Annotated in this window: 14 protein-coding genes, 3 tRNA genes, 1 pseudogene and 1 riboswitch; of the genes and pseudogenes, 17 read left to right on the top strand and 1 reads right to left on the bottom strand. The window is 30.2% G+C overall.

Going from position 1 to position 16,913, the window contains the following annotated elements; genetic code table 11:
- The first annotated feature begins 97 nt into the window (after positions 1-97).
- The 9 genes from CLCOS_RS21820 to CLCOS_RS05395 all read left to right on the top strand — a co-directional run bounded on the left by CLCOS_RS21820 (position 98) and on the right by CLCOS_RS05395 (position 11,261).
- Positions 98-1,609, top strand: a complete 1,512-nt coding sequence (locus CLCOS_RS21820) for a cell wall-binding repeat-containing protein (protein WP_063600653.1) — start codon at positions 98-100, stop codon at positions 1,607-1,609.
- A gap of 176 nt (positions 1,610-1,785) precedes the next feature.
- A riboswitch (cobalamin riboswitch) is annotated at positions 1,786-1,960 on the top strand.
- A gap of 247 nt (positions 1,961-2,207) precedes the next feature.
- Positions 2,208-2,987 (top strand): cobalt ECF transporter T component CbiQ, encoded by a 780-nt coding sequence (gene cbiQ / locus CLCOS_RS05430; RefSeq protein ID WP_063600652.1) that lies wholly within the window; start codon positions 2,208-2,210, stop codon positions 2,985-2,987.
- Between the two features lie 12 nt (positions 2,988-2,999).
- Positions 3,000-3,836: an energy-coupling factor ABC transporter ATP-binding protein gene (locus tag CLCOS_RS05425; protein ID WP_023161996.1), complete on the top strand. Its 837-nt coding sequence runs from the start codon at positions 3,000-3,002 to the stop codon at positions 3,834-3,836.
- A 240-nt stretch (positions 3,837-4,076) separates the two neighbouring features.
- On the top strand, positions 4,077-4,274 hold the full coding sequence (locus tag CLCOS_RS05420; RefSeq protein ID WP_013239496.1) for an alpha/beta-type small acid-soluble spore protein: 198 nt from the start codon (positions 4,077-4,079) through the stop codon (positions 4,272-4,274).
- A 138-nt stretch (positions 4,275-4,412) separates the two neighbouring features.
- Positions 4,413-5,930: a hypothetical protein gene (locus CLCOS_RS05415; RefSeq protein ID WP_063600651.1), complete on the top strand. Its 1,518-nt coding sequence runs from the start codon at positions 4,413-4,415 to the stop codon at positions 5,928-5,930.
- A 166-nt stretch (positions 5,931-6,096) separates the two neighbouring features.
- The gene (locus CLCOS_RS05410; RefSeq protein WP_063600650.1) at positions 6,097-6,687 is read left to right on the top strand and encodes an ECF transporter S component; all 591 of its coding nucleotides are present in this window, start codon (positions 6,097-6,099) and stop codon (positions 6,685-6,687) included.
- Between the two features lie 83 nt (positions 6,688-6,770).
- The gene (locus CLCOS_RS05405; protein ID WP_013239493.1) at positions 6,771-7,730 is read left to right on the top strand and encodes a P1 family peptidase; all 960 of its coding nucleotides are present in this window, start codon (positions 6,771-6,773) and stop codon (positions 7,728-7,730) included.
- 302 nt (positions 7,731-8,032) lie between these two features.
- On the top strand, positions 8,033-9,211 hold the full coding sequence (gene rpsA, locus CLCOS_RS05400; RefSeq protein ID WP_063600649.1) for a 30S ribosomal protein S1: 1,179 nt from the start codon (positions 8,033-8,035) through the stop codon (positions 9,209-9,211).
- A gap of 142 nt (positions 9,212-9,353) precedes the next feature.
- Positions 9,354-11,261, top strand: a complete 1,908-nt coding sequence (locus CLCOS_RS05395; RefSeq protein WP_242866896.1) for an EAL domain-containing protein — start codon at positions 9,354-9,356, stop codon at positions 11,259-11,261.
- A gap of 75 nt (positions 11,262-11,336) precedes the next feature.
- Here CLCOS_RS05395 and CLCOS_RS05390 read toward each other — a convergent pair whose 3' ends face one another.
- Complete coding sequence (locus tag CLCOS_RS05390) at positions 11,337-12,038, bottom strand: hypothetical protein (RefSeq protein WP_063600648.1); 702 nt, start codon at positions 12,036-12,038, stop codon at positions 11,337-11,339.
- Positions 12,039-12,360: 322 nt separating this feature from the next.
- Between CLCOS_RS05390 and CLCOS_RS21380 the strand changes: the two genes are divergently transcribed.
- From CLCOS_RS21380 to CLCOS_RS05355, 8 genes and pseudogenes are all read left to right on the top strand, one after another.
- A complete protein-coding gene (locus tag CLCOS_RS21380; protein ID WP_082853511.1) occupies positions 12,361-12,504 on the top strand; it encodes a cyclic lactone autoinducer peptide in 144 nt (47 codons plus the stop codon).
- 87 nt (positions 12,505-12,591) lie between these two features.
- Positions 12,592-13,911: pseudogene (locus tag CLCOS_RS05385) on the top strand (sensor histidine kinase).
- Between the two features lie 4 nt (positions 13,912-13,915).
- A complete protein-coding gene (locus CLCOS_RS05380) occupies positions 13,916-14,467 on the top strand; it encodes an accessory gene regulator B family protein (protein WP_063600646.1) in 552 nt (183 codons plus the stop codon).
- Positions 14,468-14,618: 151 nt separating this feature from the next.
- Positions 14,619-14,792, top strand: coding sequence for an aspartyl-phosphate phosphatase Spo0E family protein (locus CLCOS_RS05375; protein WP_013239485.1), 174 nt, complete (start codon positions 14,619-14,621; stop codon positions 14,790-14,792).
- A gap of 274 nt (positions 14,793-15,066) precedes the next feature.
- Positions 15,067-15,141 (top strand) — tRNA-Gln (locus CLCOS_RS05370).
- A 2-nt stretch (positions 15,142-15,143) separates the two neighbouring features.
- A tRNA-Lys gene (locus CLCOS_RS05365) sits at positions 15,144-15,219 on the top strand.
- A gap of 71 nt (positions 15,220-15,290) precedes the next feature.
- A tRNA-Leu gene (locus CLCOS_RS05360) sits at positions 15,291-15,375 on the top strand.
- 165 nt (positions 15,376-15,540) lie between these two features.
- Positions 15,541-16,869, top strand: coding sequence for a hemolysin family protein (locus tag CLCOS_RS05355; protein ID WP_013239484.1), 1,329 nt, complete (start codon positions 15,541-15,543; stop codon positions 16,867-16,869).
- Positions 16,870-16,913: the final 44 nt, after the last annotated feature.

Raw genomic sequence — 16,913 nt, 5'->3', positions numbered from 1 at the left:
ATTCTTAACTTGCAAGCTTTGATTCGCAAATTTTTCATATTAAGTGAAAATTTTATATATGTGAAAGTTAAGTTATTAAATAATAAGGGGTGTACATATGAGAAAAAAATTAATTAGTTTACTTTCTGTTTTTATGTTTGTATTTATATTTTTTGGAGTGAAAGCTAGTGCTGCTTCACCGGAATCTATAAGATTAGGTGGACAAGATAGATATGGAACCTGTTCACAAATAGTAAATCAGGGTTGGAAGAGTTCCAACTATGCAGTTATTGTGAATGGATATAACTTTCCAGATGCTTTAAGTGCAGCGACTTTAGCTAAAAAGTATAATGCACCAATACTTTTAAATGGCAGTGATAGATTAGAGAATACTACAATTGAGCAAATAAAGAGATTAAGTGTTAAACAAGTTTTTATTGTAGGAGGCATTGGAGTTATAAGCAATGAAGTTGAGGATGAGCTTCATGGGATGAATATATCAACTGAAAGATTTTCTGGACTTAACAGAACTGAGACTTCTGTATCAGTGGCAAATCAAATAGGGACATCCAATGGAATAATCTTAACTACAGATAGTGATTATACTGATGCACTTTCTATAGCTTCTATAGCTGCAAAATTGCAAATGCCAATTATATTAGTACCAAAGGATTCAGTTCCAGATTCAGTAAGCCAATTGGTAGAAAATAAAAATATACCGGTAACTTATGTATTAGGTGGACAAGACATAATAAGTGATGCTGTGTCATCTAAGTTCCAAAATGTTAAGAGGATTTCTGGCAGCGATAAATATGAAAGAAATATAAATATAATAAATGCTTTTTCTGATAAATTTGATTTTAGTTCGATTTGTCTGGCTTATTCAGAAGACTTTGCAGATGCTTTAAGCGGATCAGCTTTTGCTGCATTAAATTCAAATCCAATAGTTTTGGTAGGAAGCAGTACAGCTCCTATAACACAATGTTTTATAGAAAATAAAAGCTTTAGTAAGTTATATGTATTTGGCGGCGAAGCTGGGATAACTGGAGACATAGTAGCAGCTTTGACAAATGGCAAAACGTCAGATAAGCCTCAACCATCACCTGAGCCACAACCGCAGCCGCAGCCAGCACCAGCTGACCCATCATCTGAGCCAACTACACCAACAGATACTTCTGCTTCCCATTCTGAATTGCAGAAAAATCTTTATAATTATCTTAGTGATGAAGATCATAGACAATCAGTTTTAAGTAGAGCTATTGAACTTCACGGTGGTGACACAAGCAATAACTGTGTATATTTTCAAAGTGAAGCTTTGAGAAGATCAGGGCTTACTGATTTGCCAGAGTGGGTATGTAATACTGTAGAATTTACATCACAACTTTTACAAAGAGGGTGGACTAAGTGTAAGGATTTAGCACAACTTCGACCTGGAGATATATGTTTTACAACGAATGGTCCAAGCCATACCTATACTTTTATGAAGTGGTGTGATCCAAAAAGTTATGATTATGCTTATATATGTGATAACCAGGGAAATGAGTATGGAGGAAATGCTTATCATAAGAGAAATGTAGATTTTGCTACATCATTAAAAGATGCTATTGCTTATTTTATGTATGAAAACTAGATTCGTGGTGTTTCTAAGTAAAAATCAACTTATACTTCGGATAGTTTTTACAATAATTAATTTTCAAATCACCAATTGCAACTAATTAAGTCGCATGCTTGACATGAAAGAAATATTGTGAGAAAATTGCCTTAAATAGTTATATATCATAATTAGAAAAGCAACTATTGACAAAAAAATATAAAAAAGATATAGGTGCATTATTATGCTGAAAAGGGAAGCCAGATGGAAAGTCTGCACGGTCCCGCCGCTGTGAAAAGAGGAGTCCTTATTATATGTCACTGGGAAACTGGGAAGGCTATAGGGATGATGATCTTAAGTCAGAAGACCTGCCTATGTTGTTTTAGGAACCATTAAACTCTACGAGTGATAGGGGGGTGACCTTTGTTATAGTATATTATTTCAGTTATTATAATTTACCCTTCCTAGGTTTCTAGGAAGGGTAAAATCGTTTACGAAAAGATTATTAAAAATTGGACGTCATGTAAGGTGATGAATAAGTAGGTGCTTTTGTGACTAATTTTGTGCAGAATTGATAGTTGGATATTACTGGGGAAAGATGTTCAGCAAATTAAAATCAAAGGGGAAGAATAAAATTATGGAACTAGCTTCATTTAGAAAAATGTATGATAAAAATAGTTTTTTACATTGTTTAGATGGGAGAGTCAAAACGGTTTTGTTTTTAAGTGGTATTATCATTGCTACTTTCCTTTCGCATTGGTATTTGGTAACTTTTTTATGGGTACTATCTTTATTTGGGTATTATACATTACATTTGCCATGGAAAAGGCTTGTAAAAAGATTACTTATACCTTTTGGAATAGCGTGGATTGTATTTATAAGTATGCTTTTTACTAATGGTAGTCATGTTTTAACCTATATCCCATTTGGAAGTTATCATTTAAATATTTATAAAGAAGGACTTGATCTTGGAATTTTACTTATGCTTAGAATAATGGCAGCTGTTACCTTAGCTTGTGTACTATCTTTTTGTACGCCTATGATTGAAATACTCGAAACTCTTAGAATATTTAAAATGCCATCTATAATAGTAGACTTGGCAGATATGATGTATAGGTATATATTTATTATAGAAGAGACGGGAAAAAGTATGAGACACGCTCAGTTGAGTCGTATGGGATATAAGGCTAGTTGGTTTCATCAGGTTAAAGATACTGCAGAAATAGCAGTCTATGTTATAATACAATCTTTAGATCGAAGTATAAGAGTTTATAATGCCATGCTGTCAAGGGGATATAATGAAGATAGTATAGAAGCTAAATTTTTTACATATCCAGTACCTTCTAAGGATTTTGAACTTGGTGTAGTAGGTGTGATTTTATTGGTTGTTCTAATTATTGCAAATGTATTGATTTAAAGGAGAATGTTTATGGAAATTATTGATGTGTCTCAAGTTAGTTATGCTTATGGTGATGGGAGTATGGCGCTTAAAGATATTAATATGAAAATAAAAAGTGGGGAAAAAGTAGCAATACTTGGCCCAAATGGTGCGGGAAAGTCTACGCTTTTTCACCTATTTAATGGAATTTTAAAACCTACATCTGGAACTATCACTGTAAATGGTATGGAAGTATGTAAAAAAAATTTAGTAGAGATTAGGCGCAATGTGGGAATGGTATTTCAGGATTCTGATGACCAGCTTTTTAACCCTACAGTCAGGCAGGAAATTGCCTATGGACTTTTAAACATGGGAGTTAGTGGGAAAAAGTTAGAGAATACTATAGAGTGGGCTTTAAAAACAGTGGGAATGTCAGGGTATGAAGATAAAAGCCCTCACAATTTAAGTGGTGGACAAAAAAAGAGAATTGCACTTGCAAGCGTACTTGCTATGAAACCAAAAGTTATGGTATTGGATGAGCCAACCGCAGCACTTGATCCACGAGGAGTACACAAATTAATTAGGCTTTTGGATTCTATAAATAAAGAACTTGGAATTACTCTAATTTTTGCAACACATGATGTGGATACAGTTCCACTTCTTGCAGATAAAGTTTATCTTCTAGATAAAGGAAAGGTCGTAATGGGAGGAACTACTGAAGAAGTATTTAATCAGAAGGAAGTTATCCGTAAGATTAATTTAAGACTTCCTAGAGTAGCACATTTAATTGAGATTTTAGATAGAGATGGAATTTTAAATGCTGATGATTTGCCACTTACCATTGGACAAGCAAAGGATTTTTTAGAAAAAAATAAGTCTCAAGTGTAATTTTAATTGTAAAAATATTTTTGCGGACAACCTAAGAGTAAAGATTGTCCGTATTTTTGTGCCTTTTAAATTTTAGAAATACTTTTAGAGAATTTACGAGAAAATATAAAGCAACTTAAAATTTAACTTTTTTGTTATTAATTCAATAGAGTATTAATTTTGAAATTGCACAAAATTTAAATACACAACTAATAAGTACTTCAATAAAAATCTATCAAAATCCTAAAGGGGGAATTAATTATGGCAAGTAGAAGTAATAGAGCATTAGTTCCAGAAGCAAAAGAAGGTCTGGATAGATTTAAAATGGAAGCAGCAAGAGAAGTTGGAGTAGATTTAAAAGATGGATATAATGGTGATATTACAGCAAGAGAAGCTGGATCAGTAGGAGGACAGATGGTAAAAAGAATGATAGAATCCTACGAACAGAATTTAAAGTAGAATAAATATTAAAAAATAGACCGGGCGATTGAAAAATCTCCCGGTTAATTTTTATATGAAATGTTTTGCGGTGGTATAATATATATATTTGAAAAATGGTAATTAATTAAAATTAAATTAAAGGAGGGAGATGGGTTTATGCCTGAAAAATATTGGCCTGAAACGGTAGTATTATGGGGAGCTGGTGCTACTAAAAATTTAGGACTTCATCCTACAAGTGAGTTAATACAATTGGTTCTAAAAATCAGTAAAAATGATTTTTCATTTTTGGAAGATAAAGACGAAAAACTAGCAAGCGCTTTTAAAAAATTAGTAACAGAAGATCTAATTAAGGACCCTAAATTGTCAAAAGTCTATGACTTTAAGGCCCTTGAAACTATAATAAGTACAAATACTAAGTTTAATATGCATGAATTATTCACTATGCTGGATCAACTTATTGATAATAACATGGGATTTAATGCATTTTGTGATGGGAAAAGGAAATTCTTAAGAGTGGAGAGAGTACAGGCAGCTAAAAGATGTCTTATACTTCTTATTGAAGAATTAGAAAGATTAAGTATACAAAAGGTACCGGGATATATGGATGAAGAAAAAATGGAACCTTATTATCAATTTGGAAAAATTCTTGCCGAACTTATGGTAGAGGAGGCAAAAACATTTGAAAGCAGAGGATATAAAATGGATACAAGGAGGTTTTACCTTTATTCCTATGCTATAATATCTTTTAATTGGGATCCTGTAATACTTTGGAACATATTTAATGTGCACAAAGAAGTGAACATGAATCCTACCTATTTAGAAAATGGATTAAAGCTTCAGCTATATGACGATTTTGGAACTCAAATAGCTTCTGCTGGATTAGACGGAAATGAATGCGAAATACGGTATACTACCAATGAATCCCAGTGCAAGGTTATAAATGATTATAGCTATCCTTCTAGAACAATGAGAATAGGTAAAGTATTATTCCCTCATGGAATGTTTGGATCAAGGATTTGTCCTGAATGTGGGAAATCTATAGTAACCTTTGCAGAAAAATGGGATAGATTATCTTCAGAAATTTTTGGCCCCTCTATTTTAAAACCTTTACAAAAAAATTGGAAGTATAGGACACCTAAGGAAAAGCTAAATAAGAGAGGAGCAATAGAATGTCCTTATTGTGGACAGATAACCTATCCCTATGATATGACACTTATAATACAGAGCCTTTCTAAAAAGAAGAATATACCTGCTTTAGAAGAGTTAAAAACTGAGATGGGGCTTCTTATAAAGAATGCAAAACATATAATTTTTGCAGGATACAGTTTGCCTATAGATGATATTATGGTTAAAACTTTTTTTATGTCATCTATATCGGGAAATGATAAAGAAAAATTAAAATGTACTGTTATAAACTATGATGACAAATATAAAGGGGCTGATTGGTTAAAAGGAGAAAAAATAGATGAGTACATAAGAAAATCTAAAAATAATTCTGTTGTAGAATGTATAAAAAATGTATGTGACATATTTCCTAAAGAAAATGTACGGGTTTATTTGAAAGGAATACCTAATGTATTTATGAAAAATGGAAAATGCAGTAGGGAAAAGGTAATAAGTTTACTGTATCCTAAGGAATGTTTTAAAGATGGTTTTCCAATAAAAAGAGATTAAATTCTATATTTATGATTTATATATTGAACTTTTGGTTAAACATGATAAAATTAAATCGTCAGTATTTATTGAAATAAAACTGAACTAAATTTTATAAAGGAGGGTCCGTGTTGTATCTACATAAGGCATTTTTTTCAAATGCCCAAGAACAGCAACGGAAAAAATTATGGAAAGACAAATAAAAAGTCATTCAAAGTTTGGAATTAGACAGATTACTGTAATTGGAATGCTGTCTGGAATTTCTATTGTACTTGGAATTACAGGACTGGGTTTTATACCTATTCCACCGGTGAAAGCCACTATAATGCATGTACCTGTCATAATAGGTTCTATTTTAGAAGGACCTATAGTTGGTGCCTCAGTAGGGCTTATTTTCGGTATATTTAGTGTGATTCAGTCTATAACTGCACCTACACCAGTTTCTTTTGTATTTATGAATCCACTGGTATCAGTTTTACCTAGAGTACTCATAGGCATAATACCTTATTATGTATACAGGTGTTTGAATATGAAGAAAAAGATTATTCCTATAGGAATAGCTTCAGCAGTAGGCTCATTGATGAATACTATTATGGTCTTAGGAATGATATATATTATATATCTTGGATCTTATGCAAAGGCTTTGAATATAAGTTCAAGTGCTGCCCAAAAGGGAATTATAGCTGTAGGTGTTACAAATGGTATACCTGAAATGATTTTATGTATACTTATTACAATATCCGTAGTTACGGCAGTTACTAAGATAAAACACAAATAGTTGTAATTATGTTTTATCTTAAATTGATAATATAGAAATAAACCCTAAGCTTTTAGCTTAGGGTTTTGATATAGGAGGAAAAAATGAAGGAAATAACATTTAATAGCATAGAAGGAATGAGAATAGGAAATTCTCAAAAGTTAAATGGACCTACAGGTTGTACTGTACTTGTGTTTGAAGAAGGAGCAAGCGCTGGAGTTGATGTAAGGGGAGGTTCTCCAGGTACAAGGGAAACTGATCTCTTAAATCCCGTAAACTTAGTAGATAAAATTCATGCCGTAGTACTTGCAGGAGGAAGTGCTTTTGGACTTGATGCAGCAGGAGGAGTAATGCAGTACTTAGAAGAGAAGAGTATTGGTTTTGATGTATCAGTTACAAAAGTGCCTATAGTTTGTGGAGCTGTTTTATTTGATTTGAATATAGGAGATTTTAGAGTAAGACCAGATAAGACTATGGGATATGAAGCCTGTAAAAATTCGGAATTGAATTTATGTGAAAATGGAAATGTAGGTGCTGGAGCAGGTGCAACTGTAGGAAAAATACTTGGAAATGAACATGCCATGAAGGGCGGACTTGGAACTTTTGCAATTCAGGTTGGAGAACTTAAGGTAGGAGCTGTAGTTGCAGTTAATTGTCTTGGAGATGTAATAGATAGCAAGAGTCAGAGTATAATTGCAGGAGCCTTAAATGAGGATAAAAAATCTTTTGCAGGCACTGAAAAAGTAATGCTTAAAAGATATTCTGAAAAGAAGAATTTGTTTAGTGGAAATACTACTATTGGGGCTGTGGTAACTAATGGAAATTTCACAAAAACACAAATGAATAAAGTTGCTTCAATGGCACATAATGGCTATGGAAGAGCAATAAGACCTGCCCACTCTATGTTTGATGGAGATACTATTTTTGCTGCGTCATGTGGAAAAATAGAAGCTGATTTAAGTGTAGTTGGATTTTTAGCTGCTGAAGTTATGGAAAAAGCTATTGTAAGAGCTGTAAAAAGTGCAGATTCAATTTTACAATATAAAAGTTATAAAGACCTTTAAGTATGTATAACTACATAAACAGAGTTCTTGCCATCAGATGGAGTTTTGACTCCACCTGATGCTTATTAACAGGATTCTTAGTGCTTCAGCACTTAGAAGGCGTTATCCTTTAGGGAAAATCGTTATCCAGGGACGTAGCTGCTCTTTACTCTTACTTGGAGAAGTAGGAGTATTAGAGCAGGTAGTCATCGGATAAATGTAACTTTATATAGCATTTGTGATAGAATATAATTGTTAAAATGATATAGTGATTTTAAGTAAAAATTAAACTATAACTATAACAGAATGGGAGATGGAATTTAATGGACAATGATAATGAATTAAATTCAATGAACGAAGTTATGGATCAAATTGATTCATCTATGAAAAATGTGAGAAGTGGAGAAGTAGTAAAAGGTAAAGTAATTTCTGTAACCGATGAACAGGCCATGGTAAATATTGGCTACATAGTTGATGGAGTATTACCTAAAAGTGAAGTATGTAAAGATGAAAATGTAAATGTGGATGAAGTTTTAAAAGTTGGGGATGAGATATACGTTTATGTAATTAAAACAAATGATGAAGATGGAAATGTACTGTTGTCAAAAATTAAAGCAGATAGAGAAATATGTTGGGACAGACTTACTGAGGTGCTAAAGGATGACAAAGCATTTGAAATAGTGGTAAAACAAGTAGTAAAGGGTGGAGTAATCGCTGATTTATATGGCCTTAGAGCGTTTATACCAGCTTCACAACTTTCAGTTAAATATGTTAGTGATTTAAACGAATTTTTAGGAAAAACTCTTTTGGTGAAGATAATAGAACTGGATAAAAGTAAATCAAGAATTGTGTTATCTAGGAAAGAAGTAGAAAAACTAGAGTTTGAAAAGAAAAAAGAAAAACTTTGGAGCAGCATATCTAAAGGAGATAAGGTTAAAGGAGTAGTAAGCAGGCTAACTGGATTTGGAGCTTTCATTGATCTAGGTGGTGTAGAAGGGCTTGCACATATTTCAGAACTTTCCTGGAGAAGAATAAAAAATCCTTCTGAAGTAGTATCTGTTGGGGATTGTGTAGAGGTATATGTGCTGAATGCAGATAAAGATAAAAATAGAATATCACTTTCCTTAAAGGATACGAAAAAAAATCCATGGGATAATATGGATGAAAAGTATAACGTAAATGATATAATAGAGGGAACTGTAAGCAAGATTATAAATATAGGTGCATTTGTAGAAATTGAACCAGGAGTAGAAGGACTTGTCCATATTTCAGAAATATCTGAAGAACATATTGCAAAACCATCTGATGTATTAAAAGTAGGAGATAGAGTAAAAGTAAAAATATTAGATATAAATACAAAAGATAGTAGAATATCTCTTAGTATAAAAGATGCAGTGGATAAGCCTAAAGATAATTTTAAACAGTATTTAGATGAAGATGAAAGTGGAGTTACCCTGGGGGATTTACTAAAAGATAAATTAAAAAATATAAAATTTGAATAAAAGTGTTTTCAAAATGATGAAATGATTATATAATTTAAAGACAATATGCAAATTTATTAACACTTTCAAGTAAAGTTTTGCAATATGATTATAATAGTAAAAATTTAGATAGTAAAATATATTTTACAATTCCTGTAAATAAATGAGGATGAAAGTTGGTGCCCATATGGCCTTTGTATTAGCTGATATGATAAATATATCCGAACTTAAAAATTTAATGGAAAGATTTTATTCTATAACTTCAATAGCTTGTTATGTAAAAGATATAAGTGGAGAAATACTTAATATAAATTCACAAAAATACATACATATATTTGATAAATTAGGCGATAACAAAAAAGAAGAATATATATTAAATCAAATTAGAAACGAAAGTAAAATAGGAATTTTCAAGGGATATGGTAATTTAGTTTACATAGGTATACCAATTACCATAAACGAGGAGCATATTGGCACAATTTTTTTAAACCCTGTTTTTATTGAAAAGTCTGATAAAGATTGTTTTAAAGTTAAATTTGAAGAATCTAACTTTGATGAAAGAAAATATAAGCTTCTAATAAAAAATACACCTGTTATTTCGGAAAGGTACATTGAAAAAATTACCCAGTTTTTTCATTATGGGTTGATACTAGCACAAAAGACGGAAGATGGATTTATCATGGATCTGGATACAAATAAAAAGCTAAATCAAAGTTATGTAGAACTTTTTGGTATATATGAACAATTATGTGCATCAGAACGGCAGCTTAGATCTAAATATGATGGGATAAAAAAATTAGCCTATTATGATCAATTAACTAACTTACCCAATTGGAATCTTTTCAAAAAGGAAGTTGAAAAGAGAATAGAAAAAAAATCAGAAGATAATTTTTCTATATTCCAAATAGACTTGGATAATTTTAAAAATATAAATGATATCTTTGGATATGAGTATGGAGATAAACTGTTAACAAAAACAGGAGAGGTTTTAAGCCAATTGCATTTGGGTATGGTTGCAAGGATGGGCGGAAGTGAGTTTTTAATTTTAAAAAATGGATATGATAATAAACAGCATTTGGAAAGCATAGCTCAGTGTATGATAAATACCATAAGTGGACTTTGGAATATAGATGGAACGGAAACCTTAATATCGGTTACTGTAGGAATAACTGTATATCCTAGCGACGGAGAAGAAGTCGCTACTTTACTTAGAAATGCAGATATAGCGTTAAATAGAACTAAATTGCTAGGTAAAAATTCTTATAAATTGTTTGAAAAATCCATGTACAATGAAATTTTGAAAAAAGTTGAGATGGAAAAAGAGCTTAGAAAGGCAATAAAAAATAATGAATTTATTCTATACTATCAACCTCAAGTGGATATGGAGAATACAAAAGTAGTAGGTTTTGAAGCCTTAATTAGATGGAATAGTCCTAAGCTAGGATGGGTTATGCCTTTAGAATTTATAAATTTGGCAGAGGAAACAGGGCTTATAATACCTATAGGAGAATGGGTTTTAAAAACTGCTTGTTCTCAAAATAAAATGTGGAAAGATAATGGATATTCTTATGACTTTATATCCATAAATGTATCGCCAATACAACTTAAAGATGATAATTTTGTATATACGGTAAAGAAAGTTCTGGAGGAAACTGAATTAAAACCAGAATACTTGGAAATAGAGATAACTGAAAATGTTATGATGGAGTCTCTTGAAAGTAATCTTAAAGTGATAAATGAACTTAAAAATATGGGAGTAAAAGTTGCACTTGATGATTTTGGAAGTGGATATTCTTCTTTGAACTATTTAAAAAGTATTCCAATAAATACGCTTAAAATTGACAAAACTTTTATAGATGGTATATGCAGTGATTATTATGAAGATATTATAACGGAAGAGATAATAAAACTTGCTCATAGAATGAAATTGGAAGTAGTAGCAGAAGGTGTTGAAGAAGAAAATCAGATTAAATCTTTGAAAGGTAAAAATTGTAACAAAATTCAGGGATATTATTTTGGAAAGCCAATGCCTTCAGAAGATATAAAAGCTTTTTTAAAAAAACAGCTTTAATGTAATAAGTACACTTGTATTTATTACATTAAAGCTGGCTTACCTTCTGGTAAGTCAATGACTTAACGTAGATTTTTAACTGTCACAAATAGTTCCAACACCAAAATCAGTATTATTCCAAAGTACTTCTATATTTTTTTCTTCATCCAAAAAGGAATAATTTTCTTTAAACCAATTTATCAAATTTTCATCTCTTTCTATGCTTGTGGAATTTTGTGTAAATATATTTACGCATCCATATTGAAAATATTTAAGCAGATACTCTATATCTTTTTTTATCATTTCAGTAGTCTGTCCTTTTATTCCAACTAAAAGGCATATGGACTTGAAATATTTGGCAACTTCAGCTGGTCCAGAAAAAACAGCACCTTTACGTAATACCTTATTTCTAAAATTATCGTCAAAGGTTTCGATACCACATTTAAATATTATAGGTATTTTAAAAAAATCCTCCATTTCATGAAGCCTATCTTTGTAAAGCCAGTGGCTTTCAAAAAATAACTTTTTTATGCCTTTTGAAACTACTATAGATTTAATGTATTCCAGTGTTTCAATGGGTAACTCAAAGCAGCTTCCTGAATTTATAATCTCTAGAGTTTTATATTTTCCTGTAACTTTTTTGAGAATGTTCTCATTAAAAATTATATTTGAATTAGTGTCTGTGCTGTTGTCATCTATGTAATCACAAAAACTGCAGTGTCCCCATATGCAAGGAGAGGCTTTAAGTAAAACAATCTCCCTGGGATTTTTTTGTGTTACTAAGCTGTATCTTATCATATTAAAATCCTCCTTATTTAGTACATTTATCTAAAATATGTTCAGTTATTTATTAGAATTTTTATTTGTTATTCAGTTTAAAGATTTGCGTGTCTATAATACTACAAAATTAATAAGAATGTAAAGAAGAGTTATTGACGTAATTAGATATTTATTAATTGTAAGTTTTTGACTGCGTTTTAAGTAACATTTATCTAAAAAGATAATTTTTTAGATAAATGTTACTTTTTTATAAATTGGGGGAGGAAAAAACAATATATTGTAGAATATATAAAATGAGCTATATAATTACAAAATTTTTACTAAAGGAGTGTAGTATAAAATGAAAAATTTAAAAAAAACCCTATTAAGTAAGATAATGAAGGTAGTAGGTTCAATATCTTTATTTTTAGCAGCAATAGTTATAACTCCTACATCATTAGGTTTAGGGTATCAACCCAAATGTCCTAAAGAACTTTTAAAGTAGTACATCAAGTTTCTTATAAATAGTACAGTTAAAATTTTAATATAATGTTAACTGTACTATAAAAGATATAAGTATAGGAGAGGGCATATGGATGTAATAAAAGAAATAGTATTGGATGGTATTGAGGCTTTGCTTTTTTTGGGGGTTTTTGAAGCCCTTTATGATAAAAAAAAATTTATAGTGAGCAATAAATTAAAGGTAGCCTTATTTTGTATAGCATACATTTTTGTAACTTATTGGAGTACATTTTATATTCCAAATGTTTATCATACACTTTTTCTTTCAATAGTTGATATTTTAGTACTAGCTTATATTGTAAAAGTAAAGTTATATGATTCTACAGTTATATATTGTCTATTTGTTACAATAATTTTAGGTTCGGAAACTTTTATTGAAGTAATTGAAATGTTTATTTTTGATGTCAATATGAACCAATTTGTTTCAAAAGGTATATGTGTATGGATATTTTTAATATTGTCTAAAGTTTTACAAATAACTATTGTATGTATATTTCTAAAATTTAATTTTCATTTTATAAAACTCAAATTATTTGAAAAAGAAGGCCATGTTTTTTCAAACTTAATAATTGAAATAGGAATAGTTACCTTATTTGTATATAGTGTCAATTTAACCATTTTTAATATAAAAAGTATACAAACTTATAATATCTTAATTTTTTCTGTATATTTTGTATTTTTAATTTTAAAGTTTAAAAACTTAAAAGAAAAGCAAACTCTTGTAGACATAAATGCTAAGTATAAAGTTCAAGAAAGCCAAATTAAAAATATGGAAGAAATAATTAGTATAATAAGACAGGAAAAACACGATTTTGCCAATCACATAAATGTCATACAAGGCTTATGCATGTTAAATAAACCTAACACTGTTGAAAAAATAAACGACTATGTGTTAAAAATTTCAGATACCGTACATTCTTCTTTTAAGTACTTAGATACAGGAAATGATTACATAGATGGGCTATTGTCTATCAAAAATAACTATGCTATGAAAAATAATATAGATTTTGAAGTGATGATTGATGAACCTTTTGATTTGATAAAAATTAGACAGGATGAGTTGATAAGCATTATAAGTAATCTAGTAGACAATGCTTTTGAGGCATTCTAATCTAAATCATATACGGATTATAAAGAAATAGCTGTAAGTACTTTTAGAGAGCATAAAGATTTTTGCATTGAAGTAGCTGACAATGGGGAGGTTATTTCAGAAAATGCGAAAAAAAAGATTTTTGATAAAGGCTTCTCTACGAAAACTAGCAAAAAAAGTGACCATGGTTTTGGACTATATATTATTAAACAACTAGTTGAAAAAAACGATGGAAGTATATGTGTGGAAAGTAGTCCGGAAGTTACTAAATTCACAATAAGATTTAAGATAGAAGGATAGATAAATGGATGAACTTATAGGAGCTATAGTAAAAAAAATTTCTGAAACAAATCCTCAATTTTCTGATTTGGAACTAAAAAAGATGGAGTATGGATTACTTTGTATTTTTGATGAGATAACAAAGATTATTCCATATTTTATTATATTTTGGCTGTTTTCATTGCAGCAGTATTATGTAGTTATTCTTATATTTTTTTGCCCAATTAGGATATTTTCAGGAGGGTATCATGCAAAAACCTATTGGGGATGCTTTTTCATTAGTTTTATTGCATTTTTATCTATAATAATTGTTGGAAAATATGTTTCATTTAATACATATATATTGTTGATGCTGCAGTTTATTTCCTTTGTACTTATTTGTATTTTTTCTCCTGTAGATAATATTAACAAAAGAATAAAAAGTAAAGAACGTAGAATGAAGCTTAAATATGCTTCTATAATAATTACGTCCTTTTTAATTATATTATCCTACTTTTTACCACATAAGTTTTTTAATACTGCAGTAATATCTATTGTTAGTGCAGCAGTATTTATGATTGTTGGTAAATTTAAATAATTGATAATTTTATTTAGAACTGGTATTTACCAGTTCTTATTTTTTTTACTTTTAAATACAATTAGTCAATACTATGGTGGTATTCCCAATAGATTAATATTTATAAGAAATTCCTTCCTTTCTATACTAATTTGAGAAAGGAGGGAATAATATGAGCGAAATTGAAAGAATATTGCAAAAAATAACTGAATTAAGAAAAGAACTAGAGAATTTAATTGAGCAAAAGAAAAATTTGCTCGATCCAGAAGTGATTGTTGCAAGTCAAATGTTGGATTCAATTTTAAATGAATACAATAAAATAATTAAAAACAAAACAGGCAATTAACAAAAGAGAGAGACAAAATGTCTCTCTTATCTATATAAAAGTTAACATACTAGGAAATAATAAAGGGTAACAATTATTAAAACAAAAAAACTATTGACATTATATTTGTTGTGTTTTATAATATATATTGCAGTTACAAAAAATTCCCTAGTTTTATAGGTAGAGGAATAAATTAGTACACTTAAGTATATAACCTGTAAATTAATGATTTCTATAGTGTTTTTGCTTTATGGATACTTATTCATATATAAGAAGAAGGAAATCTGTTTAACGTTGGGGTGTAGCCAAGTGGTAAGGCAATGGACTTTGACTCCATCATTCGTAGGTTCAAATCCTGCCATCCCAGCCAATGGTTTACTAGCTCAGTTGGTAGAGCACATGACTTTTAATCATGTTGCCCGGGGTTCGATTCCCCGGTAAGCCACCAATTCAATCGAGGTTGTAGTTTTGTGGTAAAGTTGTAACGTGGAAAAATCCTAATATTTATTTTTTATATATGCAGGTGTGGCGGAATTGGCAGACGCACTAGACTTAGGATCTAGCGCTTTACGGCGTGGGGGTTCGACTCCCTTCACCTGCACCATTGATTTACAAGAAAGTTCAAGTTATATTCAAGTTATAAATGATAAGAATGGCTTGTAAGTTACACACAAGTATAATAAAAGGATTTTATTGCAGGAATTAGACTTATCATCTAATTCCTATTTATTTTATTATCTAAAAAATAGATGAAAGGACGATTGTGGGCATGGATGTTACCTGGCAGAGTATAATATTCGAACTTATGTTGTTATTAGTACTCACGGTGATTAATGCATTTTTTTCAGCCATAGAAATGGCTATAGTTGCTTTAAACAAAAGTAGAATTAATTATTTAGCAGAAGAGGGGAATAAAAAGGCAAAGAGAATATTGAAATTATTAAAAGAACCAAACAATTTTCTAGCTACTATACAGGTGGGAATAACTCTTGCTGGATTTTTAGCTAGTGCGTTTGCAGCTACTACCTTATCGGAGAAGTTTTCATTTTTTTTGGGTAAACTTCACGTTCCCTATAGTGACAAACTGTCTGTAATTATAATTACAGTGCTATTATCTTATGTTACTCTTGTATTTGGAGAATTATTTCCAAAGAGAATTGCACTTCAAAAATCAGAAACAATATCAATGGCATTAATAAATCCAACTTTGTTTATAAGTAAGTTGATGTTACCCTTTGTAAAATTACTTTCAGGTTCTACTAATGTCCTTTTAAAAATATGTAATATAAGTACAGAAAATATTGAAGATGAAGTATCTGAAGAAGAAATTAGATCAATGATAGAACTTGGACAGGAAACAGGAGTTTTTAATCAATCTGAAAAGAAAATGATAGAGGGAATATTTAAATTCGATGATAAACTAGCAAAAGAAGTTATGACTCCTAGAACAGAAGTATTTGTTATAGATATAAATGACATAGATTCGGGTACTATTGAAAGTATTATTGAAGAAAAATATTCTAGAATACCTGTTTATAGAGATGATATAGACAATATAATAGGTATATTGTATGTTAAGGATCTATTTGTGAAGCTTATGAAAACTTCTGCAGATAATGTAGATATAGAACCACTGCTCAGAACTCCTTATTTTATACCGGAAAATAAAAATATAGATGTACTTTTTAAAGAGCTCCAAAATACTAAAAATCATATGGCAATTTTAATTGATGAATATGGTGGATTTTCTGGAATTGTAACTATAGAAGACTTGATTGAAGAGGTAATGGGAAATATCTTTGATGAGTATGATGATAATGACCAGTATATAAATAAAATTGATCAGGATACTTATCTAGTAAGTGGATTAGTATCAATAGATGAAGTAAATGAATTTTTAAATTTAGAATTGGAATCAGATAATTCAGATACTATAGGTGGTTTTGTAATAGAACTTTTAGGAAGCATTCCTAAAGAAGGGGAAGAAAATACAGTTGAATATGAAAATATAATTTTTAAAGTGGAAAAAGTAGATGAGAAGAGAATAGAGAGCTTAAAGATATATATTCCAAATGAAAGTCATAGTAATGAAAATTAAATGTGTGATTGTTGTGTAGTATATATCTATTTTAAATATAGTTT

Source organism: Clostridium coskatii, from assembly GCF_001675205.1.
GTDB lineage: Bacteria > Bacillota > Clostridia > Clostridiales > Clostridiaceae > Clostridium_B > Clostridium_B ljungdahlii.
Note: the sequence above shows the minus strand (reverse complement) of the source record. Positions and strands in the feature narration are given on the sequence as shown.